Annotated in this window: 19 protein-coding genes and 1 riboswitch; of the genes, 5 read left to right on the forward strand and 14 right to left on the reverse strand. The window is 64.5% G+C overall.

The features are described 5' to 3' along the window. The first annotated feature begins 969 nt into the window (after positions 1-969). On the forward strand, positions 970-1,893 hold the full coding sequence (locus tag ABQZ00_RS16415; protein WP_323538748.1) for an IS110 family RNA-guided transposase: 924 nt from the start codon (positions 970-972) through the stop codon (positions 1,891-1,893). Between the two features lie 501 nt (positions 1,894-2,394). Here the strand turns inward: ABQZ00_RS16415 and ABQZ00_RS16420 are convergent. The 6 genes from ABQZ00_RS16420 to ABQZ00_RS16445 all read right to left on the reverse strand — a co-directional run bounded on the left by ABQZ00_RS16420 (position 2,395) and on the right by ABQZ00_RS16445 (position 8,539). Beyond that, positions 2,395-3,975, reverse strand: coding sequence for a CocE/NonD family hydrolase (locus tag ABQZ00_RS16420; RefSeq protein ID WP_323538747.1), 1,581 nt, complete (start codon positions 3,973-3,975; stop codon positions 2,395-2,397). 557 nt (positions 3,976-4,532) lie between these two features. Further along, entirely contained in the window at positions 4,533-5,507 is a 975-nt protein-coding gene (gene thiL / locus ABQZ00_RS16425; RefSeq protein ID WP_323538746.1) for a thiamine-phosphate kinase, read from the reverse strand. 107 nt (positions 5,508-5,614) lie between these two features. Further along, positions 5,615-6,097, reverse strand: coding sequence for a transcription antitermination factor NusB (nusB, locus tag ABQZ00_RS16430; protein ID WP_055850874.1), 483 nt, complete (start codon positions 6,095-6,097; stop codon positions 5,615-5,617). Then, the gene (gene ribH / locus ABQZ00_RS16435; RefSeq protein WP_055850871.1) at positions 6,094-6,558 is read right to left on the reverse strand and encodes a 6,7-dimethyl-8-ribityllumazine synthase; all 465 of its coding nucleotides are present in this window, start codon (positions 6,556-6,558) and stop codon (positions 6,094-6,096) included. The genes nusB and ribH overlap by 4 nt, the downstream gene beginning before the upstream one ends. A 242-nt stretch (positions 6,559-6,800) precedes the next feature. Continuing rightward, positions 6,801-7,940 (reverse strand): 3,4-dihydroxy-2-butanone-4-phosphate synthase, encoded by a 1,140-nt coding sequence (gene ribB / locus ABQZ00_RS16440; protein ID WP_115553018.1) that lies wholly within the window; start codon positions 7,938-7,940, stop codon positions 6,801-6,803. Continuing rightward, positions 7,937-8,539 (reverse strand): riboflavin synthase, encoded by a 603-nt coding sequence (locus tag ABQZ00_RS16445; RefSeq protein WP_115584350.1) that lies wholly within the window; start codon positions 8,537-8,539, stop codon positions 7,937-7,939. The genes ribB and ABQZ00_RS16445 overlap by 4 nt, the downstream gene beginning before the upstream one ends. Positions 8,540-8,707: 168 nt before the next feature. Next, positions 8,708-8,883: riboswitch (FMN riboswitch) on the reverse strand. A gap of 220 nt (positions 8,884-9,103) precedes the next feature. Between ABQZ00_RS16445 and ABQZ00_RS16450 the strand changes: the two genes are divergently transcribed. Next, a complete protein-coding gene (locus ABQZ00_RS16450; RefSeq protein ID WP_055850863.1) occupies positions 9,104-9,727 on the forward strand; it encodes a hypothetical protein in 624 nt (207 codons plus the stop codon). A 251-nt stretch (positions 9,728-9,978) separates the two neighbouring features. Here the strand turns inward: ABQZ00_RS16450 and ABQZ00_RS16455 are convergent, their stop codons facing one another. The 6 genes from ABQZ00_RS16455 to ABQZ00_RS16480 form a co-directional block, all read right to left on the reverse strand. Further along, positions 9,979-10,410: a hypothetical protein gene (locus ABQZ00_RS16455; protein ID WP_323538745.1), complete on the reverse strand. Its 432-nt coding sequence runs from the start codon at positions 10,408-10,410 to the stop codon at positions 9,979-9,981. Positions 10,411-10,601: 191 nt separating this feature from the next. Next, entirely contained in the window at positions 10,602-11,696 is a 1,095-nt protein-coding gene (gene ribD, locus ABQZ00_RS16460; RefSeq protein ID WP_323538744.1) for a bifunctional diaminohydroxyphosphoribosylaminopyrimidine deaminase/5-amino-6-(5-phosphoribosylamino)uracil reductase RibD, read from the reverse strand. Further along, positions 11,693-12,169 carry a GNAT family N-acetyltransferase gene (locus ABQZ00_RS16465; RefSeq protein ID WP_323538743.1) on the reverse strand — a complete coding sequence of 159 codons (477 nt, stop codon included), beginning with the start codon at positions 12,167-12,169 and terminating at the stop codon, positions 11,693-11,695. The genes ribD and ABQZ00_RS16465 overlap by 4 nt, the downstream gene beginning before the upstream one ends. 4 nt (positions 12,170-12,173) lie before the next feature. Beyond that, positions 12,174-12,698, reverse strand: a complete 525-nt coding sequence (gene nrdR, locus ABQZ00_RS16470; RefSeq protein ID WP_005997276.1) for a transcriptional regulator NrdR — start codon at positions 12,696-12,698, stop codon at positions 12,174-12,176. Positions 12,699-12,800: 102 nt separating this feature from the next. Then, positions 12,801-14,054: a serine hydroxymethyltransferase gene (gene glyA / locus ABQZ00_RS16475; RefSeq protein ID WP_115561295.1), complete on the reverse strand. Its 1,254-nt coding sequence runs from the start codon at positions 14,052-14,054 to the stop codon at positions 12,801-12,803. A 191-nt stretch (positions 14,055-14,245) separates the two neighbouring features. Further along, positions 14,246-14,767: an RcnB family protein gene (locus ABQZ00_RS16480; RefSeq protein WP_323538742.1), complete on the reverse strand. Its 522-nt coding sequence runs from the start codon at positions 14,765-14,767 to the stop codon at positions 14,246-14,248. A gap of 226 nt (positions 14,768-14,993) precedes the next feature. Between ABQZ00_RS16480 and ettA the strand changes: the two genes are divergently transcribed. Next, positions 14,994-16,655 carry an energy-dependent translational throttle protein EttA gene (gene ettA / locus ABQZ00_RS16485; protein ID WP_055850852.1) on the forward strand — a complete coding sequence of 554 codons (1,662 nt, stop codon included), beginning with the start codon at positions 14,994-14,996 and terminating at the stop codon, positions 16,653-16,655. 538 nt (positions 16,656-17,193) lie between these two features. Here the strand turns inward: ettA and def are convergent. Both def and arsC read right to left on the reverse strand, forming a co-directional pair. Next, positions 17,194-17,709 (reverse strand): peptide deformylase, encoded by a 516-nt coding sequence (def, locus tag ABQZ00_RS16490; RefSeq protein WP_115512537.1) that lies wholly within the window; start codon positions 17,707-17,709, stop codon positions 17,194-17,196. A 347-nt stretch (positions 17,710-18,056) separates the two neighbouring features. Continuing rightward, positions 18,057-18,479, reverse strand: a complete 423-nt coding sequence (gene arsC / locus ABQZ00_RS16495; RefSeq protein ID WP_323538741.1) for an arsenate reductase (glutaredoxin) — start codon at positions 18,477-18,479, stop codon at positions 18,057-18,059. 728 nt (positions 18,480-19,207) lie between these two features. On the opposite strand from arsC, the gene ABQZ00_RS16500 reads away from it, so the two are divergent. Both ABQZ00_RS16500 and ABQZ00_RS16505 read left to right on the forward strand, forming a co-directional pair. Then, positions 19,208-19,618, forward strand: coding sequence for a post-PEP-CTERM-1 domain-containing protein (locus ABQZ00_RS16500; RefSeq protein WP_115561291.1), 411 nt, complete (start codon positions 19,208-19,210; stop codon positions 19,616-19,618). Beyond that, the gene (locus ABQZ00_RS16505; protein ID WP_115527084.1) at positions 19,611-21,269 is read left to right on the forward strand and encodes a PA domain-containing protein; all 1,659 of its coding nucleotides are present in this window, start codon (positions 19,611-19,613) and stop codon (positions 21,267-21,269) included. Before ABQZ00_RS16500 ends, ABQZ00_RS16505 begins: the two co-directional genes overlap by 8 nt. Positions 21,270-21,675 lie beyond the last annotated feature (406 nt).

Below are 21,675 nucleotides of genomic sequence, written 5' to 3' on the forward strand. Positions count from 1 at the left end.
ATGACAACAGGGCAAGGCGCTGCCGCACCGCGCGCGCAGCGCCGATGGAGCAGACAGGTCAAGGGATGCATCAGGATCGTCCACAGCGGAACCGCTCCGCCACTGCGCGCAGTCTCGTCCCGAGCTGCGTAAAGTCGCTATGGACATGCCATGGGCACCGCGTAAATTCCGCATAAAAGCGGCCGAGCGGTGGTTGGTCGATGCCTGGATTGTTTGCTCGCCTGTGTGCGGTTACGGCTTGGAAGCTGGCGATTGATTGGTTTGGCTGAGGGTGGGTGATCGAGCGGTGGTTGGTCGAGCGGTGGTTGGTCGAGCGGTGGTTGGTCGAGGCGGTTGGTCGAGGGCGCACTGCCCTGGCCGGTTCCGGGACACGCCGTGAATCCGTCCGTGGAGGCTCGGTGGCGGCATCCATGCCGCCACACGGTCCCGGAACCGGCCAGGGCAGTGCGCCTGTCGAGTTGGTTGCGTGCGGATGGAACGGTGACACGCAGTGGCGCAGATAGATGACGTTGTGGGGTTGATTGAGCTGATGCGGCTGACGACTCAGCTACAGACGTAACGACATGATTGCTGTACTTGAGTACATACTTTTTATATGTGGGCTCTTCCCATAAAAAAGCGAGGAGTAGAAACTCATCTGCTCGCCACAGCACCGCACGCGAACGATGCCCTGCTTTTAACCATGCATACCGACATTCTCGAATGGCCCTTGCCCGCCCACCGTCGCGGGACCTTATGCGGCATGGATGCCGCATAAGCGCCTTATCTGTTCGGAATCTGGCAGTTTAGGTGTCGAGAGCCGGCGTGGGCTGCCGTCAGAGCCTGGATCTCAGCGATCGCCATGTAGCTTGGTACCCACGCCGGATTCTCCCTTGATTCGCCCGAACAGTTGCCCGAGATGACACTCGAAACGATAAGACTGGGCAGGCGAGGGAACTCTCGACATTTCTAGCCTAGCGGAGATTTCCCATGAGCGGAATCGGGATCGATGTGTGCAAACACTTTCTGGACGTTGCGGTTTTTCGAGGCCAAACCCGTCAGTTCACCAACACCGCAGGCGGTCATCGGAAGCTTGTCGATTGGCTGAAGACGCTGTCGGTGCGGCAGGTGGTGCTGGAGGCGACCGGGGGCTACGAGCTGGCAGCGCTGGATGCCTTGCATCACGCCGCACTGCCGATGGCGCGCGTCAATGCGCAACGGGCACGCAACCTGGCCAACGGTTTGGGACTGGCCAAGACCGACCGGCTGGACGCGGCCATGTTGGCCTGCATGGCCGAGAAGATGGAGCTCCATCGGTATGTTCCACTGGAACCCTGGCAGCGCGATCTGGGCGAGCATGTACGTGCCCGTCGGCAACTGGTCGAACTGTTGAAAGCAGCAAGGCAGCAGTTGCTGCAGGTTGCGGAAAAAGCGCTACGAAAGATCCTGCAGGGCAACGTGAACCAGCTTGTGCGCAGCGTGGCGCGGCTAGACAAACTGATCGCCGGGCAGCTGAAGACGCTGCTCATCGAGCAACCGCACCTGGCCGCGTTGAAGACGCTCAAAGGGGTCGGTCCGGTGCTGCTGGCCGTACTGGTGTACCGGTTACCGGAGCTTGGGACGCTCAGCGGAAAGCAGATCTCCCGATTGGTTGGCGTTGCCCCGCTCTCGCGCGACAGCGGCGCGATGCGTGGTAAACGGGGGATCGGTGGAGGCCGAGCCGATATCCGGCAGGCGCTGTACATGGCGGCGATGTCCTCGGCTCGGCACGAGCCAGGTCTGCGCGATTTTTACAGATCGCTGCGCACACGCGGCAAGGAAGGCAAGGTCGCCCTCGTGGAGGTGATGCGCAAGATGCTGGTCATCCTCAATGCGCGCGTGCGCGATCAAAGAGCCGCCATGCAGTCCACCTGAGCGCACTCGGCGGCCGTGAGTAACCGCAAAAGCGTGCCAGCCAGCGGCCGGCACCTACCGAGGAACACGCCCGAAGGACACCGATCAACGGTCGCGGATTGAGGTCCTGACCAACACAGTTGCTACATGGACGTACTTGCGGCGTGTCCTGCGATGGTGGGCGGGCAAGAGCCCTGCAGCGACCGCACAGATCAGCGGCTTCTCGCCGTCGCTCATCGAACGCAACGACATGCAGAGATACGAGCGCGCTTTGACAGCATCTGAAAACCCAAGCCAGTGTGATCGCAGGACGCGTTGCCCTACTCACTTGCGAAATACGCCATCAACCGATCACTTAAAGCTCCCTAGCGGCATCCATGCCGCAACAAGGCCAAAGAGAAAATCCCACTTGTTCGCAATCTGCACAGTAGCCACGCAAGTGCAATGGCAAGGCGAACACAGGTCATGGCAATCATCCACCGCTGATGTAAGCAAACGAAGGCTCGGTATTACCTTGAAGCCTTACCGCAGCGGTACGCTCAACACCGATGGCGTTGCCACCGGCGAGGTAAACGTCACCATGCCGCCGCCATCGCTTGCGTCGGTGTAGCGCGCATCGCGGGTATCGATGACCAGCACCAAACGCTGTCCTGCGGGGATTTCGGCGGCGGCGGCCTGCAGCGACCAGTCCAGGGTCACCGCGCGGCCGGGCGTTGCATCGCGCAGCGAGTACGGCGCATGCGTGATCAACGAGGCAATGCCCAACGCGTCCATGCGGTACAGATACGCAAACAGGCTCACCTTCGATTGCGTGGGCACCACCGTGATGCGTAACGATGGACTGCCCGCCAGCTGACGCACACCGCTAGCCGGCGACCCAACCCACACCGCCGCGCCAGCGCGGGTGACCAGCGGAATCGAGGTGGTCACCGGCAAGCCGATGCCTTGCAACAGGCCGCTGACCAGCACCACGCCCGAGTCGGCCAGGGTCGGCACGTCGGTGGCAATGCGCGATTGCCATCCGCTGGCCGTGCCAGCGATCAATCCGCCGGTGGGGCTGAGCAGCCCGGCCGGTGCAGACAGACCCAGGCGCGTGGTGCCTTGCTGCACCGATGCCCAATCCGGATACGTCAGCCATTGCCCGGCGCGCGGCGATAGCCGCACCGGCGCTTCGGCATCCACGCCATTGCGCACTTGCTTGAGATGGCGATCGAACCAACGCGTGGCTGCGGTGTAAACCTCATTGGGCAGGCCCAAGGCGCCGGGCAGTTCCGTGGTGGCGTGATCGCCCTGGCTCAGCAGCAGTTGCTTGGGCCCGCGCAGCTGATTGAAGAAGGCGATGGTTTGATTCGGCGGAAACAAGCCGTCGTTGAAGGCATTGCCCAGCAGCACTGCAGTGCCGCGCGCGTTGAGCGCGGCCACGTCGGTGACCGGGCTGCGCGAGGCCGCCTGCGGCAGGAAGCCCTGCACCGCACCATCGAAATCGCCCTGCGCCACTTTCGTACCGATCTGCGCCAGATCCGGGCCAGCGCGTCCGGTCAACGCGCCCGCGCCGACCAGCAACCCGACACCTTGCTGGCTGACGGTGCGATTGGAATACAGCGAGGCCTCCAGATCAGCCCAGCCACTGAGCGCAGCCACTGCCTTGATGCGCGGGTCGCGCTCGGCGGCCAGCAGGCTGATGCCCGCGCCATAGGAGATGCCGGACGCGCCGATCGCATTCGGGTTGGCCGGCGTATGCGCCAGCGCCCAATCAATGACCGCACTGACGTCTTCCACGGTGTCCGGCCCGGCGATGTCGATCTGCCCGGCCGAATCCCAGAACCCGCGCGAGGTGTAGCTGACAACGACATAGCCATCGCTGGCAAGCTGAGTGGCGCGGCCCAGATATTCCAGATTGGGCAACGACCAACTGGCCGGCATCACGATGAGCGGAAACGGCCCGCTTCCCTGCCCCTGCGGCACCAGCACCAGCGCCCCCATCGGCGTGCCATCCCAGCCGGGGATGCGCTCGTAGGTCTTGCTGAAGGCGCCTGCCACGGCCGATGCCGACGACACCAGCAACGCCACCGCGGCGATGCCACGGATCCAAACCTTGTTCATGCTGCTCTCTCCCACGCAAAGCCGGGCCGGGATAGCCCAGCGGCAACTGCCATGCATCCGTGGTTCGGGGGAGAACCCGGCGAACGTACCAGACGGTACGGTATGGGTTCAAGGCGGGGATTGGGGATTGGGGATTGGGGATTGGGGATTGGGGATTGGGGATTGGGGATTGGGGATTGGGGATTGGGGATTCGAGAGGCGGGAATTTGATACCCCCACTGAAACACGGGCGTTGAGCCGCCCCGCCGCCGACACAACCGCCCACAAGTCGACACATGCCCTCATGGCGCCACTGCGACCGAATTTTTCAGGGGCATAGCCGTGCTGCAACCAGCGCGATATCGCGTGGCCGTTTTGTCTTCGCGAAACACATCGGCAGGACGGGTGAGGCCCCAGAACCTCGCCCCGCAGCACCGCACTCGGCAACGCAGGCAGTTCGGGACGCGCCCTACCACGCTCGCCGATGCGCATCGCCCGGCTGGCACCGCCACAGCGGACACACCGCCCAGCGCCAGCTTTCGTGACCCGTCAGCGCAGCAGCACCAGCCGCCACTCCCTCAACCGACGAAGTGCTGATACCCGCGCTGTGGCGGTTGCCAGGGATGGCCGTCGGCGTCGTGTACCACCACGCCCGGTGCGGCAACGATCTGGCCGATGCGCGTGGCAGCCACGCCGGCAAACGCCATCGCCTGCAGCACGGCATCGCGGTGCTGTGGGGCAGCGGTAAAACACAGTTCGTAGTCGTCGCCGCCGCCCAATTGCCAGCCGATGCACTGCAACGCGCTGATTCCGTCGCTGCACGACATCTGCGGCAAGTTAGTCAACGCCAGGTGGGCGCCCACACCGCTGCGCTCGCACAGATGGCCCAGATCGGCCAGCAGGCCGTCGGAGACATCCACGCAGGCATGGGCAAGCCCACGCAGCCGCAATCCTGCCTGCACGCGCGGCTGCGGACGCAGCAAACGGCTGCGCCATGCTTCATGCAGCGGATCCGCCGCCACACGCGTGACATCCAACGCGCCGGCCTGCCACAGCGACAACGCCGCTGCCGCTTCGCCCAGCTGGCCGGTCACCCACACGTCATCGCCCACCCGCGCGCCATCGCGACGCAGCGCAGCCCCCGGCGGCACGCTGCCGATCGCGGTGACCGCGCACGACAACGGCCCGCGCGTGGTGTCGCCGCCGACCAACGCGATGCCATGCGCATCGGCAAGCGCGAAGAATCCATCGGCAAATGCGTCCACCCACGCCAGATCGTCGTGCGGCAAGGACAGCGACAAGGTGCACCAGCGTGGCTGCGCGCCCATCGCGGCAAGGTCGGACAGGTTGACCGCCAGCGTCTTCCAGCCCAGATCGTCGGGCAGCGTTTCGTGCGGAAAATGCACCCCGGCATTGAGCGTGTCGGCAGTGATGGCCAACTGCTCGCCAGCCGGCGGCTGCAGCAACGCTGCGTCGTCGCCGATGCCCAGCGGCACATCGGCACGCGCGGCGATGCGCGTGCGCAGACGCGCAATCAGATCGAATTCGGGCATGGCAACGGGAATCGGGAATGGAGAATGGAGAATCGCAAATGCGGCGGGTGGTCGCGAGCAGTGGGGCTCTTCACGATTCCCCATTCCCGACTCCCGATTCCCGCGACTCAGGCGCCGCTAACGCCGCCCGACTCGACCTTGCGCCACTCCACTGCAGCGCGATCCAGCACGCCGTTGACGTAGGTGTGCCCGTGTTCGGAGCCGAAGCGCTTGGCGGTTTCGATCGCTTCGTTGATCACCACGCGGTATGGCACGTCCTGCCGATGCAGCAGCTCAAAGGCGGCCAGACGCAGCACCGCACGCTCGATCGCATCGACCTCTTCCACGCCGCGATCCAGATACGGCGTCAACGCGGTATCCAGCTCGGCGCGATGGGTGAGCACGCCTTCCACCAGGCTTTCGAAGTACGCCAGGTCGGCCACTTCGTGCGCCTGCTCATGCGCAAACTGGCCGATCACCTGCTTGGCGAAACCGCCCGAGATCTGCCAGGCATACACCGCCTGCAAGGCGCGGCGGCGTGCGCGCGAGCGCAGCACCGGGTCGATACCGTCGCGACGGCCGTGGCGGGCATGTCCACCGGACTTGCTCATGGCAACAACTCCATCAAATTCACCAGTTCCAGTGCGGCAAGCGCGCATTCCTCGCCCTTGTTGCCATGGCTGCCGCCGGCACGCGCCTCGGCATCTTCCACCCGCTCGACCGCCAGCACGCCATTGAGCACCGGCACGCCGGTCTGCAATTGCACGCTCATCAGGCCTTCGGCACACAGGTCGGCCACATGTTCGTAGTGGCGGGTATCGCCACGGATCACGCAGCCCAGCGCGATGATCGCGCCGTGCTGGCCGGACTGCGCCACGCGGTTGGCAGCGATCGGAATTTCCCAGGCGCCCGGCACGCGGATCACGTCGATGGCGTCCTCGCCTACGCCGTTGCCGGCCAGGCTCTGGCGTGCACCGGCAACCAGCACGTCGGTGATACGGGCATTCCAGCGGCTGGCGATGATCGCAAAGCGCGCGGTGGTGGGGCGAAGATCGCCTTCGTAGTGGGTCATGCGGGTCGGCAACTCGAGGGGGCGGGAAGTTTAACAGCTGCCGGGCCCAGGCCCGGCCGACATCTGAGGCAGCGGCCCGCCGAAGCAGGCACTGCCGGGCGTCCTGGACGCCCTGGTGCACCAGCTGCAGCGCGTTGTGCCAGCGGCATGCGGTTGTCGATGGGCCACGGGCGACATCACAGCCACCCGCTCCTTCGACGCCCGCACCCGCTAGCCAGCACGCGCTGCCGGGACTGGATGCGCTACGGCACCGCGGTCGGCGGCACCGAACGCACCGCTTCGCCCGCGTGGCATTCCAGATACTCCACCACTTCCAGCCCGAAGCCGGCCAGGCCGACCTGGCGGCGCGGGGTGCCCAGTACGCGCAGCTTGCCCAGGCCCAGTTCGGCCAGGATCTGCGCGCCGGCGCCATTGCGACGCCACTGACTGACGTCCTTAGCATTGGTGGCGGCCTCGGGCTGCTGACGCAGCCGCGCCAACAGCGATTCGCTGTCGCGCGGGGCCGACAGCACCACCATCACGCCCTGCCCTTCGGCAGCGATCGCACGCAAGGCATCGGTGGCGGCCACGCCGAAATCATCGCGCTGCCAATGCAGCAGATCGGCCAGCGGGTTTTCCACCTGCACGCGCACCAGCGTGGGGGTGTGCGGATCGGCCGCGCCGCGCACCAGCGCAAAGTGCAGGTCGTGCGCGATGCGGTCGCGGTAGGTCACCAGTTTGAACGGCCCGAACTCGGTGGTGATGTCGCGCTCGTCCACCCGCTCGACGGTGTGCTCGTTGGCCAGGCGGTACGCGATCAGATCGGCGATCGAGCCCATCTTCAGCCCATGCTCGCGAGCGAACACTTCCAGCTGCGGGCGGCGCGCCATGCTGCCATCCGGGTTGAGCACTTCCACCAGCACGCCGGCCGGTTCCAGCCCCGCCAGCATCGGCAGATCGCTGGCGGCTTCGGTGTGCCCGGCGCGGGTCAGCACGCCACCGGGCTGCGAAATCAGCGGGAAGATGTGACCCGGCTGACTCAGGTCCTGCGGCTTGGCATCCGGGCGCACTGCGGTCCGCACCGTGTGCGCACGGTCGTACGCCGAGATACCGGTGGTGACGCCTTCGGCCGCCTCGATGCTGACGGTGAAGTTGGTCTGAAACTGCGCGGTGTTATTGCGCACCATCGGCGCCAAACCGAGTTGCGCGCACCGCTCGCGGGTCAGCGACAGACACACCAGCCCGCGCGCGTGGGTCACCATGAAATTGATGTCCGACGGCTTGACCAGCTCGGCGGCCATGATCAGATCGCCCTCGTTTTCGCGGTCTTCGTCATCGACGATCACCACCATGCGCCCGGCACGCAACTCTTCGATCAGCTCGGGAACCGGTGCGAAATTCATGCCTCACCCCGCGTGCCGAGCAAACGTTCGACATAGCGCGCGACCAGATCGATTTCCAGATTCACCGCAGCGCCTACCGCAGTGGCCGCAAACGCGGTATTGGCGACCGTATGCGGAATCAACGCCACTTCAAAGCCATCCTGGTCCACTTCGTTGACCGTGAGGCTGACACCATCCACGCAGATCGAGCCCTTCTTGGCCACGTAGCGCAACACCGCCGGTGGCGCCGCAAACCGCCAGCGCTGCGCGCGCGCATCCTCGTGCACCGATTGCACCTGACCCAGCCCGTCGACGTGGCCACTGACCAGATGCCCGCCAAGGCGGTCGGTCGGGCGCATCGCACGTTCCAGATTGATCACCGCGCCTTCCGGCAACGCGCCCAAGGTGGTCAGCGACAGGGTTTCGGTGGACGCATCGGCCTGAAAACTGCTCGCGTCGAACGCGATCACGGTCAGGCAAACGCCATTGACCGCGATGCTTTCGCCCAATTGGACTGCGTCGAACGGCAAGCTGCCGACAGCGAAGGTAAACCGCACATCGCCACCCTGCGGTTGGCGCGCCGCCAGACGGCCGACGCCTTCAATGATTCCGGTAAACATCAGCGCGCCCCCGTTTGCAGTAGCGATCGGGGTGAGTTGGCGCGATGGAAGGTCGCGATGCAACGCGACAGGTGATGCAAAGACATAGTCGTTTCTCGCAGAAGTTGAGCGAAAAACGCCGCAAGGCAAAGCAAACAGGCGCGCGCACAGCCGCAAGGGCTGCGCGTTGGCCGTCTTCTTTCATCCGGACTATACCGTCGGCTCCGGCATCGGACCGGATCTGCTGACCTTCGCACCACGCCCGGCGCATAACACCCCGGGCACCGCTGCGAAGCGCTCGCGGGCTCGCACGCTTGCACGTGCCTACCGCCGGTGGGGAATCGCACCCCGCCCTGAAGACGTTCGTAAGTACCGGCGAACCGGCCGGCGCAGTTTAACAGCGCGCATCGGCGCCATTGCTGACCACAAGCTAAGGCCGACAGGACGCTGTGTCGTGTCAGGAATTTCCCCATAGCCAGTTTTGTGAAGAGTCTGTTAAATTGCGCACCGCGGCGGGAGACGTCGCGCTTTTTTCCAGCCTGCAACAGGCCGGAAGACACGGACATCAACTCAGAGAGAACACTTATGCGCACCACCCTGATTCTGGCTGCCCTGCTGGCAGCAACCCCGTTTGCCGCCGCTGCTGAAGGCCTGAGCTACAGCTACGTCGAAGGCGGCTGGAACCGCACCGAAATCACCGTGAACGGCGATTCGGACGATCTCGACGGCGGCTACCTGCGCGGTTCGTGGAAGATTGCCGAGCCGGTCTACCTGCTCGCCGGCTACCAGCGCGCCACCAAGGATTTCAACCTCGGCTCTGGCTTTGTGCTCGAAGGCACCTTGCAGCAGGCCAGCTTCGGTATCGGCTATCGCCAGGAAATGACCGAGCGCGTTGAGTTCATCGCCGACATCAGCGTGCTGCGCTCCAAGGTCGAATCCGACCTGCGCCTGCGTGGCCGTTCGATCGACGACTCCTCCGACACCAGCAGCCTGGGCTTCGGTAACCTCGGCCTGCGTGGCAAGCCCTCGCCGCGGACCGAAGCATGGATCAAGGCCGGCTACATCGACGGCAGCGACGTGGACGAAGGCGAATTCGTCGGCACCCTCGGCGGCCAGGTGAACTTCACCCCGACCTGGGGCCTGGTCGGCGAAGTCCAGTTCATCGACAACGCCAATCAGTACCGTGTCGGCGTGCGCGCAAGCTTCTGATCGACGCGCTGCAGCTACAAAAAAGGCTCCGCTTGCGGAGCCTTTTTTGTGTCCGGCCACTCCCGGCGCGATTAGGGCGCTCCTGAAGGCAAATGCGTTTCGCCACGGCTACAGGCACCACCAGCAGAATGGGCGGTGGAAGCCGCGTCTCTAGCGCCTGCAACATCGCACGCACGCTGGCTGCGATTTGCATCTAGAAACTTCCAGAAGCTGGAACATGCCGTCGACCACGACACCAACGCAGCATCCTGCTACTGATTGATCGTGGTTTCGATGACATCGACGATCTCACTGACGGGGATCGTGAAAACTCCAGCGTTGCCTTCTTCAAAAGCAGTCCGCCAGGTTGTGTAGCCCTCCAGATACTCCGGGTTCACCGCGGCCTGGCCGACAAGCGTCGTGACGGAGCTTTCGAGTGTCGCTCTGGACACCGGAGAATGCGGCAACTCCGTTGAGATGGCGTTGGGCGCACGCGCATTTTTTACCCGAACGTCGCGAACGCTGATATGGAACACTTCGCCAATCTTCGGTTCGATCTCGATCCTGTTGATCTGCAGCGTCGATCCCGGCTCTTCGGCCCTGCTGCGGTATTCCCAGACTTGCCCTTCCGCAAACTGCCGGGCTTGTGCAGTGTCCATGGTCATAGTGAGAAATCCGATGACAAGAAGAAAAGTGAGCTTCATCTAAAAAGGCTTAAGAGCACGTGTTGGTCGGCAGTGTCTAACCGTCGCCTGCATCGCTGGTCCCTTCGGACCTGCCCTGCCCCGAGGCAGGCAACGCATTCGATACGGTCACCCTCAGGCCTCAACGCTTACAGAACACGTGAGTTACAGAATCAGCATCCGGCAACGTTCTCTTGCACCAAAGCCAGCGCTCATTCAACGGCACCAGGCAGATAGCGCAGCCGCAGGTCCTGGCCAAGTTGGCGCACATCGGCCAGATGCAGCGTGCGACGCTGCGCCATGGTGTCGATGCCAAGCCCGGCCAGCAGCGGTCTGGCGGCATCGCCCAGCACCACCGGCGCCAGATAGACCAGCAGTTCGTCGACCAGACCAGCTTCCAGCAGCGCGCCGCTCAGGGTTGCGCCGGCTTCTGCGTGCACTTCGTTGATGCCGCGCTCGGCCAGCAGCGCCAACACCGCTCCCAGATCGAAGCGACCGTCGTGCAGTGGCATCCCGACGAACTCGGCGTTGTGCAGCGACGGCGCTGGTGCAGCGTTGCCATGCAGATAGAGCGTCGGTGCATCGCCCTGGCGAATCTTCCCGCACCCCACGGTGCGCAAGCGCGCATCCAGCACGACCCGCAACGGCGGCACGAAAGGGGTGTCATCGCCCAGACGCACCGTCATCGCCGGATCGTCGGCCAGCACCGTGCCGGCACCGGTCAGGATGGCACCGGCACGCGCGCGCCAGCGTTGCACGTCAGCACGTGCGTCTGCACCGGTGATCCACTTGGACTCGCCGCTGGCCAGCGCAGTGCGCCCATCCAGGCTGGCGCCCAGCTTGACCCGCAGCCACGGACGGCCACGCTCCACCCGCGACAAAAATCCACGATTGAGTTCGCGCGCCTGCGCCTGCAGCACGCCGCTGACCACCTCGATCCCCGCCTCGCGCAGCAGCGCGAAACCACCGCCGTTGACCTGCGGAAACGGGTCGGCCATCGCCGCGACCACGCGCGCCACGCCAGCCTCGATCAAGGCCAATGCGCACGGCGGCGTGCGCCCATAATGTGCGCACGGCTCCAACGTGACATACGCGGTCGCTCCGCGTGCACGCTCGCCGGCAGCGCGCAACGCAAACACTTCGGCATGCGGGCCACCGGCACGTTGATGGAAGCCTTCGCCCACGCACACGCCATCGCGCACGATCACGCAGCCCACCATTGGATTGGGGCGCGTGGTGTAGGCACCGCGTTCTGCCAGGCGCAGTGCCTGCGCCATCCAGCGGTGGTCGTCGGCCGTCGCGTTCATTGCGTTGCTCCCTCCGGCGCGATGGCCATCACCACGATCTGCATCGGGCCAAGCAACAGCTCGGCATGCGCGTGCCAGCCAAGCCGCTGATAAAACGGCACCAGCGCCGGTTGGCAATACAGATACAGCAGCGACACCTTTAATTGCGCGGCGGCCCGCACGCAGTGCGCCACCAGTGCTTCGCCGATGCCCTGCCCGCGCGCCTGCGGCTGCACGTACAGCGATGCCAGCCAGGGCGACCATTGCCGGATGCGGCCATCGTCGTTCTCCAGCAGGCTGACCGAACCGAGCCAGTGCGACTGATCGAGCGCGACCCAAGTGGTGGGAATCACGCCATCGCGGGTATGACTGCGCAGTTCGCTCAACGCTTCATCGATGTTCCAATCCGGCAACAGGCTGCCGAAGGCCTGCAGATGCGCCAGCGCGATCGCAGGCAAATGTTCTGGCGTGTCCGCCACGCAGGCGATGCGCATGCGCTCAGCGCTTACCGGGTTTGCCGGCACGTTCCAGCGCCGCTTCCAGCAGCGGCAGTTGCTCGCTACCGACCGGAAGCTCGCGTTCGAGCTTTTCGATTTCTTCGCGGAAGTCGGCTACGTCCTGAAAACTGCGATACACCGAGGCGAAGCGCACATAGCCCACATGGTCGAGTTTGCGCAGCTCGACCATCACGTATTCGCCCACGCGCAGCGAACCCACTTCGCGCTCGCCGGACATGCGCAGCTGATGCACCACCGCGCGCACCGCCGCTTCGATCTGTTCCTCGGACACCGGGCGTTTCTGCAGCGCGCGGTCGAAGCTGGTGCGCAGCTTGCGCGCGTCGAACGCCTCGCGCCCGCCATCGCTCTTGACCACCGTCGGCAGTTTCAGCTCGATGGTTTCCAGGGTACTGAAACGCTCGCCGCACGCCTCGCACTCACGGCGCCGACGAATCGTCGTGCCGTCTTCGGACACCCGCGAATCGATCACGCGGGTGTCGTTGTGCTGGCAAAAGGGGCAGTGCATCAGGTTGCCGAGATTGGTGAGTGGGGTTTAGGGATTGGCAACAGCAGGAACAAGGACGCGCTTGCCGCGCATCCCCAATCCCGAATCACCAATCCCGGCACCTCAGCCATACACCGGATACTTCTTGCACTGCGCAGTCACTGCGTCGCGCACCTTGGCCAGCACGGCTTCGTCGGCCGGAGCATCCAGCACGTCGGCGATCCAGTTGGCCAGATCGATGCTGTCCTGCTCCTTGTAACCGCGCGTGGTGATGGCCGGGGTGCCCAGGCGCAGGCCCGAGGTCACGAACGGCGAACGCGGGTCGTTGGGTACTGCATTTTTGTTGACGGTGATGTGGGCTTTGCCGAGCGCGGCCTCTGCATCCTTGCCGGAGACATCGCGGCCGATCATGTCGACCAGCATCAGGTGGTTCTCGGTGCCGCCGGAGACGATCTTGTAGCCGCGCGCGATCAGCGTGTTGGCCATGGCCTGGGCGTTCTTGACCACCTGCTGCTGGTAGGTCTTGAAGGCTGGTTCCAGCGCTTCCTTGAACGCGACCGCCTTGGCCGCGATCACGTGCATCAGCGGGCCACCCTGGATGCCGGGGAACACGATCGACTGCAGCTTCTTCTGCAGCTCTTCGCTGGCGCCCTTGGCCACGATGATGCCGCCGCGCGGACCGCGCAGGGTCTTGTGGGTGGTCGAGGTGACCACGTGCGCATGCTCCATCGGACTCGGATAGACGCCGGCGGCAACCAGGCCGGCGACGTGCGCCATGTCGACGAACAGATACGCGCCCACGCTGTCGGCAATGGCGCGGAAGCGCGCCCAGTCGATCTTCTGCGAGTACGCAGAGAAACCGGCCACGACCATCTTCGGCGTGTGCTCGGTGGCCAGGCGCTGGACCTCGTCGTAATCGATCAAGCCCTGCTCGTCGACGCCGTACTGCACCGCGTTGAACAGCTTGCCGGAGACATTGACCTTGGCCCCGTGGGTCAAGTGGCCACCGTGGGCCAGACTCATGCCCAGGATGGTGTCGCCGGGCTGCAGCAGCGCCAGATACACCGCCTGGTTGGCCTGCGAGCCGCTGTGCGGCTGCACGTTTGCGTAGTCGGCACCAAACACCTGCTTGATGCGGTCGATCGCCAGTTGCTCGGCAATGTCGACAAACTCGCAACCGCCGTAATAGCGCTTGCCCGGATAGCCTTCGGCGTATTTGTTGGTCAGCTGGCTGCCCTGGGCCTCCATCACCAGCGCGCTGCAGTAGTTCTCGCTGGCGATCAGTTCGACGTGATCCTCCTGGCGGCCAACTTCAGCGGCGATGGCCTTGGCCAGTTCGGGGTCGTAGGTTTCCAGTCGGACGTCGCGCGAGAACATTCGAAGCTCCGGGGCAGCTGCAGCCAGTAGGGCCGCCGATTGTAAGCCCCCGCCGCACGGGTGACCAATCGCGCTGCTGTTGCGGCAATGCGCCCGGTCGGCCGGCGCGCGGCGCAAACGGCAAAGGCGCACCGAAGTGCGCCTTTGTGTGATGACCGGCCCGATTGCTCGGCGAGCAACCCGGTGCCTGCTCAGTTGTTGAGGACCAGGTCGGCGATGACGCCGGTGGCAATGGCGACCAGCAGCAGATTGCCGGTGTTGTCGCGCTGCCAACGGTAGCCGTACGGCGGGCGACGCAGGTTGTAGCGGTCATAGTCGTTCACAACATAGACCGGCCCGTGATAACGCTGGCCGCGGGCCCAATACGGGCGCGGCGGCGGGCCAGCGCGGTAGTAGGTGGGGCGATCGTAAACGTAGACCCGGTTGCGGTCGTAGCGACGCTCCTGATAGCGGGCATCGCGATAGCCCTCGCGGTAACCGTTGCCGTAATAGCGGCGGTCGTCGCGACGTTCGGCCCGGCGGTCATCGCGCCAGTCGCGACGGTCGTTGCCCCAGTTGCCGCGATGATCGCGGCCGCGGTCGTGGCGATCGTCGCGGTCATGCCCGCGGCGGTCGTGGTCGCGGTCCCAGTCGCCGGCGAACGCAGCCGGGGCCATGGAGCCCAACGCCAGGATGGAAGAAAGCACAACAGTGACGATGCGATTGCGGTTCATGACCAGCTCCTGTTTGCGATGTCGCAATTTCATTAAGACGTTGCTCGCCTTAACGCATTCTTGCTGGAATCGATTACGAAAACGCCTATTCAGGTAATAGGTAGGCTGCCGTTTAGCTACACGCCCGTCTGCCGCGGCCCCAGGCACTTGCCCGTATAATCGCCGCAATCCCTTTTCCGCCGCCTCCGGCCTCGGCCGGCGGGCTGCCTGCGTCCACGGAGCACCCATGTCGCAATATATCTACACCATGAACCGCGTCAGCAAGGTGGTCCCGCCCAAGCGGCAGATCATCAAGGACATCTCGCTGAGCTTCTTCCCGGGCGCCAAGATCGGCCTGCTGGGCCTGAACGGCGCGGGCAAGTCGACGGTGCTGAAGATCATGGCCGGCGTGGACACCGACTTCGAGGGCGAAGCCCGTCCACAGGCCGGCATCAAGGTCGGTTATCTGGCCCAGGAACCGCAGCTCAACCCCGAGCACACCGTGCGCGAGGCGGTGGAAGAAGGCGTGGGCGATGTGCTGCAGGCTCAGGCCGCGCTGGATGCGGTGTATGTGGCTTATGCCGAAGAAGGCGCCGATTTCGACGCGCTGGCCAAGGAACAGGAGCGCCTGGAAGCGATCCTGGCCGCGGGCGATGCGCACACCCTGGAAAACCAGCTGGACGTGGCCGCCGATGCGCTGCGCCTGCCGCCGTGGGAAGCCATCGTGGGCAAGCTGTCCGGTGGTGAAAAGCGCCGCGTGGCGCTGTGCCGCCTGCTGCTGCAGAAGCCGGACATGCTGCTGCTCGACGAACCGACCAACCACTTGGACGCCGAATCGGTGGAGTGGCTGGAACAGTTCCTGGCGCGCTACACCGGCACCGTGGTGGCGGTGACGCATGATCGCTACTTCCTGGACAACGCCGCCGAGTGGATCCTGGAACTGGACCGCGGCCGCGGTATTCCGTGGAAGGGCAACTACACCGACTGGCTGACCCAGAAGGACGAGCGCCTCAAGCAGGAAGACAACCAGGAAAAGTCACGCCAGAAGGCGATCCAGAAGGAACTGGAATGGTCGCGGCAGAACGCCAAGGGCGGCCGCACCAAGGGCAAGGCACGTCTGGCCCGCCTGGAAGAGCTGCAGTCGGTCGATTATCAGCGCCGCAACGAGACCAACGAGATCTTCATCCCGCCGGGCGAGCGCCTGGGCAACTCGGTGATGGAGTTCAAAAACGTCTCCAAGAAGTTCGGCGACCGTCTGCTGATCGACAACCTGTCGATGATCGTGCCGCCTGGCGCCATCGTCGGCATCATCGGCCCCAACGGTGCCGGTAAGTCGACCCTGTTCAAGATGATCACTGGCCAGGAAAAGCCCGATTCCGGCGAAATCGTGGTCGGCCCCACCGTGCAGCTGTCCTACGTGGACCAGAGCCGCGATGCACTGGAAGGCAACCACAACGTGTTCCAGGAAATCGCTGGCGGCCTGGATATCCTCAACATCAACGGTGTGGAGATTCAGTCGCGCGCCTACATCGGGCGCTTCAACTTCAAGGGCCAGGACCAGCAGAAGATGGTCGGGGCACTCTCCGGTGGTGAGCGCGGCCGTCTGCACATGGCCAAGACGCTGCTGCAGGGCGGCAACGTGCTGCTGCTCGACGAACCGTCCAACGATCTGGATATCGAAACGCTGCGTGCGCTGGAAGATGCGTTGCTGGAGTTCCCGGGCAACACCTTCGTGATTTCGCATGACCGCTGGTTCCTCGACCGTATCGCCACGCACATCCTGTCGTTCGAAGGCGACTCGCATGTGGAGTTCTTCCAGGGCAACTACCGCGAGTACGAAGAAGACAAGCGTCGCCGTATGGGCGATGACGCGGGCCCGAAGCGTCTGCGCTTCAAGGCGCTGAAGTAAGCGCGTTCAAGTTGTCACGATCAGGGCGCCGCTAGGCGCCCTTTTTGTTTGTGGGGCTGGGGGCGGCGGGTGTGGATGAGTGGTGTGGCATGTGGCGTTTGGATGCGGTATGCGTTAGTGCACGCAACGGTTGGGGGTTACGGCGCGTCTGGGCGATTGAAGGTGCGCTTGCCATGATTGAGGCATCACTGGTGGTCGAGGGCGCGATGCCCTTGCCGCTTCCGGGACACGCCGTGAATCCGTCCGTGGAGGCTCCGTAGCGGCATCCATGCCGCTACAGGGTCCCGGAAGCGGCAAGAGCATCGCGCCTGTCGCATTCGTTGAGGACTGATGGAAGCAAGCTGCACCACGCGGTGCGAGGTGAGTCTCTGGGCGCTGCGTTGGCTCAGCATTGCGATGCATGCGCTACACAACGTGTGAGCCGCAGAGATACGCATGGTCAAGGTTGAGCGGCCAGCGGGCATTGCCACGCGTCAAACGCGATCGCTTCGGCACGGCCGCGTTTGCGCACGCGACCGTGCCCGGATCAAGTAACGCGTTACAGATCGTAGGACAGCACGTCTTCGAAGCCGAAGGTGTCGAAATTTTCGATGCGCGAGGGATATAGGCGGCCGACCAAGTGGTCGTATTCGTGTTGCACCACGCGGGCATGGAAACCTTCGGCCTCGCGCTCGATCGGGCTGCCGTCGGGGGCGAAGCCGCGGTAACGGATGTGGCGGTAACGCGGGATCACCGCGCGCAGGCCGGGAATCGACAGACAGCCTTCCCAGCCGTTTTCCATCTCGTCCGACAGCGGCTCGATCTGCGCATTCGCCAAGGCCGTGCGCGGTACCGTGGGCGCGTCCGGATAACGCTCGCTGACTTCGAAGCCGAACACCATCAGTTGCAGGTCCACCGCGATCTGCGGAGCCGCAAGACCGACGCCGTGCGCATGATCCATGGTCTCGAACATGTCGGCCACCAAGGCATGCAACTCGGCACTGCCCAGGTTGCTCACCGGCGGCGCCACGCGCAGCAGGCGCTTGTCGCCCATGCGGATAATTTCGCGAATCATATCGATGCTCCTCAAAAACACGACAGCGATTTTAGAACGGCCAACACACGCTAGCGAGCGGCTGCCGGTTGGCATGGGTGGCGCCAGCCGCAGTGTACGAGTGCTGCATAACGCTTCCTTGCACCGGCCGCGCCTGCCTGTAGTCAACATACTTGCGGTTAAACGGTCGCTTTGTTGGTCGCTCTCAGCGCGGCAGACGCAGTGCGATTAGCGGTGCAGACTGCCATGGCGCCAAGGTGTCAATCCGTCCGGCCTGTTGGTCGCGTAACCGTTTTATTGCTTGCTTTTAGCGCAGCAGCCGCAGAGTGGGTAGCGGTGCAGTGCAGGACTGCGATCCGCTGCAGCGCTCAAGCGACGATCCGCTGCCCGCGCTCGTCCAGCACGGGTTCGCCGTCTTCCTTGGCGAATGCGCTGGTGGCCAGCGGCAACAGGTCGAGCACCTGCTCGGATGGACGACACAGGCGCGTACCCAACGGCGTCTGCACGAACGGGCGGTTGATCAGGATCGGGTGCGCAAGCATCGCGCTCAACAGTGCGGCGTCCTCCAGCGCGGGATTGTCCAATCCCAGTTCCAGATACGGCGTGCCCTTCTGACGCATGGCATCGCGCACCGACAGACCGGCGTCGGCAATCAGCGATTGCAACATCTGCCGGCTGGGCGGGTGCTGCAGGTAGTCGACGATCTGCGGTTCGATGCCGACATGCCGAATCAGCGCCAGCGTGTTGCGCGACGTGCCGCAGGCGGGGTTGTGGTAGATGACGGCGTGCATGCGTGACCTGTTCGGTTCGATGGATGCGCGTGTCGCTGCGATCGTTGACGATCGAAGCGCTCTGCAGGACGCGCAGTGTACGAGTGGGCGTGTCGAGTCCGTACACGCACACCTGCGCTTTCCTGTGGGCCTGTCTGCTTGCCCGCTGCGGCCTATCGCTGTGCTGGCTGTTGGTTTCTGACGGCTGGTTGGTCACTGCCGCTTGCCGCTCGCAGGCATTGGGTCGCCGGTGTCGACTGCGTCGTCGCGGCGAAATCCAGACCCCCTCCCGCGGAGCAGCAAGGCACGGCTCGCGCGCGACTGACGTGACTTGCCTTGGTGCGTCCGCGCCAGCCGCACGGGCCGGGGCGAGGAACGGCATGGAGCTGTGCGCGCAGCCACCTTGGTGCAGTGAGGTCCACGAGGCGCGGCCGCCCCTGCCCCTCCCGGGGGGGGCGCTCCCTGGGAAACAGGGAGCTCAGCGATCTGCCGCACACCGTCACCAGGGCGCCAGATTTCTGACCAAAACGCCCCAGGACCGCTACCGATTTCCGAAAAGCATCGTGGCGCAAGCGCGAGGCTGACGTTTTCAGGACATCTGTTCGCATTCAGCGCGCCAACTGTCAAAAGATTGACACACATCACGGATTCATGGTTCAGTCATGAACAGACTGAAACGGAAGTATCTCCCGAACTCCGGTGTGTCGCACGGCGTTCTTTCTGCGGTTGGACTTAAGGAAATCCCAACGATGATGAGCTTTCGCAAGCCCGGATGGATGCTGTCCGGTGTGCTGTGTGTTGCCTGCCTGCCCGCTGTTGCGGGGGCGCAGGACGTCGCCGCCAGTTCCAAGGTCGGTATCGATCCCGTCACCGGCAAGCTGCGTCCGCTGACCGACGCCGAGAGTGCGGCGCTGGACCAGCAGGCCGGCTCCGCCGCCCGCAGTGGGGCGAGCCGCACGACCGTGCCGCAAACCGAGGCGGCCGCACGCGCCACCGAGCGTCGCCTGCCCAACGGCACCGTGGTGCGCAAGTTGCCGGCCACGCAAATGAGCTCGCTGACCGCGACCCGCCAGGCCGACGGCCGCATCGTGATCGAGCACAGCGACGACGCAGACACCCAACCCGCCCACGCCGAGCACGGAGCGCTGCCGCATGAATAAGCCCTTGTTGCTGTTATCCCTGGCCGTGGGCGCGGCGCTGGCGCCGCTGCATGCATCCGCTGCCAACGTCACGCTGATCAATGGCGATGCCGGCACCGTGGTCGGGTTGAACGACCCCACCACCGCCGCACCGTTGGGCGGCAATCCCGGGCGGTCGGTCGGCGAACAGCGTCGCATCGCCTACCAATACGCCATGGATCTGTGGGGCGCGGTGCTGCAGAGCAACGTCGAAATCAAGGTGTATGCCTCGTTTGCACGGCTGACCTGCACCGCCACCGGCGGCACGTTGGGCCAGGCCGGCCCGAACTGGATCGTCAACGACTTCCCCGGCGCCAAGGCCAATACGCTGTATCCGTCCGCGCTGGGCGATGCGATCGCCGGGCAGGACCTGGTGCCCGATCCGGCCGATCCGGCCGACGTGTTTTCGCAGTTCAACGGCGATCTGGGCAAGGACGACTGCCTGGCCGGTTCGGGCTGGTACCTGGGCCTGGACGGCAAGACCCCGGCAGGGCAGATCAACTTCCTCAACGTGGTGATGCACGAGATCGGCCACGGGTTGGGCGCTGCCGGCTTCCTCAACAAGACCACCGGCGTGCTCGGTTCGGGCAGCGGCCTGACCGACGTCTACACCTCGCAGGCCTTCGATAACGTGCAGAACAAGCGTTTCGACGACCCGACCATGACCAACGCCTTGCGCGCCGAGGCGATGCGCACGCCCGGTCGCACGGTGTGGGCCGGCACCCGCGTCAACCGCGAGGCGGCGTTGATCCTGGACCCGCGCACGCTGCTGCAGGTCAGCGCGCCAGCCACTGCGGCTGGCAAGTTCGAAGTGGGCTTTGCCAGCTTCGGGCCGCTGGCCAGCGCCGGTAACTTCCCGGCGCGCGCAGTGGTGACCATCAATGATGGCGTTGCCGCCGCATCGGCCACCGATGGCTGCGAAACCCCGTTCGTCAATGCGGCCGAGGTGGCCGGCAAGGTGGCGCTGATCGACCGCGGCACCTGCGCCTTCGCCATCAAGGTCAAGAACGCACAGCTCAACGGTGCGGTGGGCGTGATCGTGGCCAACAACGCCGGCGGCGTGCAGACCATGGGCAATGCGGCGCCGCCGATCACCGACATCACCATCCCGGCGATCATGGTGTCGCAGGCCGATGGCGCACGGTTGAAGAGCAGCACCGGCGTGGTGGCGGCGCTGTACGAAGATCCCGAGCTGCTGCAGGGCACCGACAGCGCAGGCCGCACGCGGTTGTATGCGCCCAGCGTGGTGGCCGGTGGTTCGACGTTCTCGCACTTCGATACCGACCTGCAGCCCAACGCGTTGATGGAACCGTTCGATACGCCGGAAGTACAGGCGCATCTGAACATCGACCTGACCCCGGCGATGTTTGCCGATATCGGTTGGACCTTGAACCGTGGCCTGACCCGGCTGGGCAACTGCAGCACGCTGGTGCCGACGGTGGAAACCGGCGGTCTGATCGTCGGTGCGAACCTGACCGCCGAGAGCAGCCTGTGCAAGACGCAGAATGCCGGTAACCGCTTCGGTTATCTGACCTGCATGAACGATCACATCCGCGAACTGGAAGACCAGGGTGCGATCAGTCGTCTGCAGCAGGCCGCCACGTTTATCTGCGCGACCAAGGTACGCCCGTAACCCAGGCGTAGACGGTCAGATGTGATGCGAACGGCGCCGCGAGGCGCCGTTCGTTTATGCGTAATCAGCTGTGTACTGGATGCAGCCATGTGCGTCGATGCAGTGCGCGCCATCGCACCTCGACGTGGCGCAGAGCGATGCACTGCGTCTGCGCAACGGCTACAACCGCATCAGCTGTGTACTGCATGCAGCAATGTGCGTCGATGCAATGCGCGCCATCGCACCTCGATGTGGCACAGAGCGATGCACTGCGTCTGCGCAACGGCTACAGACGCTGGCCTCGTTAGGGAAGCCCTGAGCAACGCATCCGCGTGTTTTCGATCAACACCGCTGGCCATCTTCACTATGCGCAACTGTTAGATATTCAGCAGGAAAGGCGGCCGTGTTTGAGCGACATCCCAGGTTG

It is taken from the genome of Xanthomonas sp. WHRI 10204, from assembly GCF_040202875.1.
Lineage (GTDB): Bacteria > Pseudomonadota > Gammaproteobacteria > Xanthomonadales > Xanthomonadaceae > Xanthomonas.

What these genes read in the sequence shown, in the direction of transcription:
- ABQZ00_RS16465 (WP_323538743.1), bottom strand. Translation starts at nt 12,169, where the DNA reads ATGCGCATCGCCTGCGTGGCGGACACGCCAGAACATTTGCCTGCGATC.
- def (WP_115512537.1), bottom strand. Translation starts at nt 17,709, where the DNA reads ATGATTCGCGAAATTATCCGCATGGGCGACAAGCGCCTGCTGCGCGTG.
- arsC (WP_323538741.1), bottom strand. Translation starts at nt 18,479, where the DNA reads ATGCACGCCGTCATCTACCACAACCCCGCCTGCGGCACGTCGCGCAAC.
- ABQZ00_RS16415 (WP_323538748.1), top strand. Translation starts at nt 970, where the DNA reads ATGAGCGGAATCGGGATCGATGTGTGCAAACACTTTCTGGACGTTGCG.
- ribH (WP_055850871.1), bottom strand. Translation starts at nt 6,558, where the DNA reads ATGACCCACTACGAAGGCGATCTTCGCCCCACCACCGCGCGCTTTGCG.
- ABQZ00_RS16445 (WP_115584350.1), bottom strand. Translation starts at nt 8,539, where the DNA reads ATGTTTACCGGAATCATTGAAGGCGTCGGCCGTCTGGCGGCGCGCCAA.
- thiL (WP_323538746.1), bottom strand. Translation starts at nt 5,507, where the DNA reads ATGCCCGAATTCGATCTGATTGCGCGTCTGCGCACGCGCATCGCCGCG.
- nrdR (WP_005997276.1), bottom strand. Translation starts at nt 12,698, where the DNA reads ATGCACTGCCCCTTTTGCCAGCACAACGACACCCGCGTGATCGATTCG.
- ribB (WP_115553018.1), bottom strand. Translation starts at nt 7,940, where the DNA reads ATGAATTTCGCACCGGTTCCCGAGCTGATCGAAGAGTTGCGTGCCGGG.
- ABQZ00_RS16450 (WP_055850863.1), top strand. Translation starts at nt 9,104, where the DNA reads ATGCGCACCACCCTGATTCTGGCTGCCCTGCTGGCAGCAACCCCGTTT.
- glyA (WP_115561295.1), bottom strand. Translation starts at nt 14,054, where the DNA reads ATGTTCTCGCGCGACGTCCGACTGGAAACCTACGACCCCGAACTGGCC.
- ABQZ00_RS16420 (WP_323538747.1), bottom strand. Translation starts at nt 3,975, where the DNA reads ATGAACAAGGTTTGGATCCGTGGCATCGCCGCGGTGGCGTTGCTGGTG.
- ABQZ00_RS16500 (WP_115561291.1), top strand. Translation starts at nt 19,208, where the DNA reads ATGATGAGCTTTCGCAAGCCCGGATGGATGCTGTCCGGTGTGCTGTGT.
- ABQZ00_RS16505 (WP_115527084.1), top strand. Translation starts at nt 19,611, where the DNA reads ATGAATAAGCCCTTGTTGCTGTTATCCCTGGCCGTGGGCGCGGCGCTG.
- nusB (WP_055850874.1), bottom strand. Translation starts at nt 6,097, where the DNA reads ATGAGCAAGTCCGGTGGACATGCCCGCCACGGCCGTCGCGACGGTATC.
- ettA (WP_055850852.1), top strand. Translation starts at nt 14,994, where the DNA reads ATGTCGCAATATATCTACACCATGAACCGCGTCAGCAAGGTGGTCCCG.
- ABQZ00_RS16455 (WP_323538745.1), bottom strand. Translation starts at nt 10,410, where the DNA reads ATGAAGCTCACTTTTCTTCTTGTCATCGGATTTCTCACTATGACCATG.
- ribD (WP_323538744.1), bottom strand. Translation starts at nt 11,696, where the DNA reads ATGAACGCGACGGCCGACGACCACCGCTGGATGGCGCAGGCACTGCGC.
- ABQZ00_RS16480 (WP_323538742.1), bottom strand. Translation starts at nt 14,767, where the DNA reads ATGAACCGCAATCGCATCGTCACTGTTGTGCTTTCTTCCATCCTGGCG.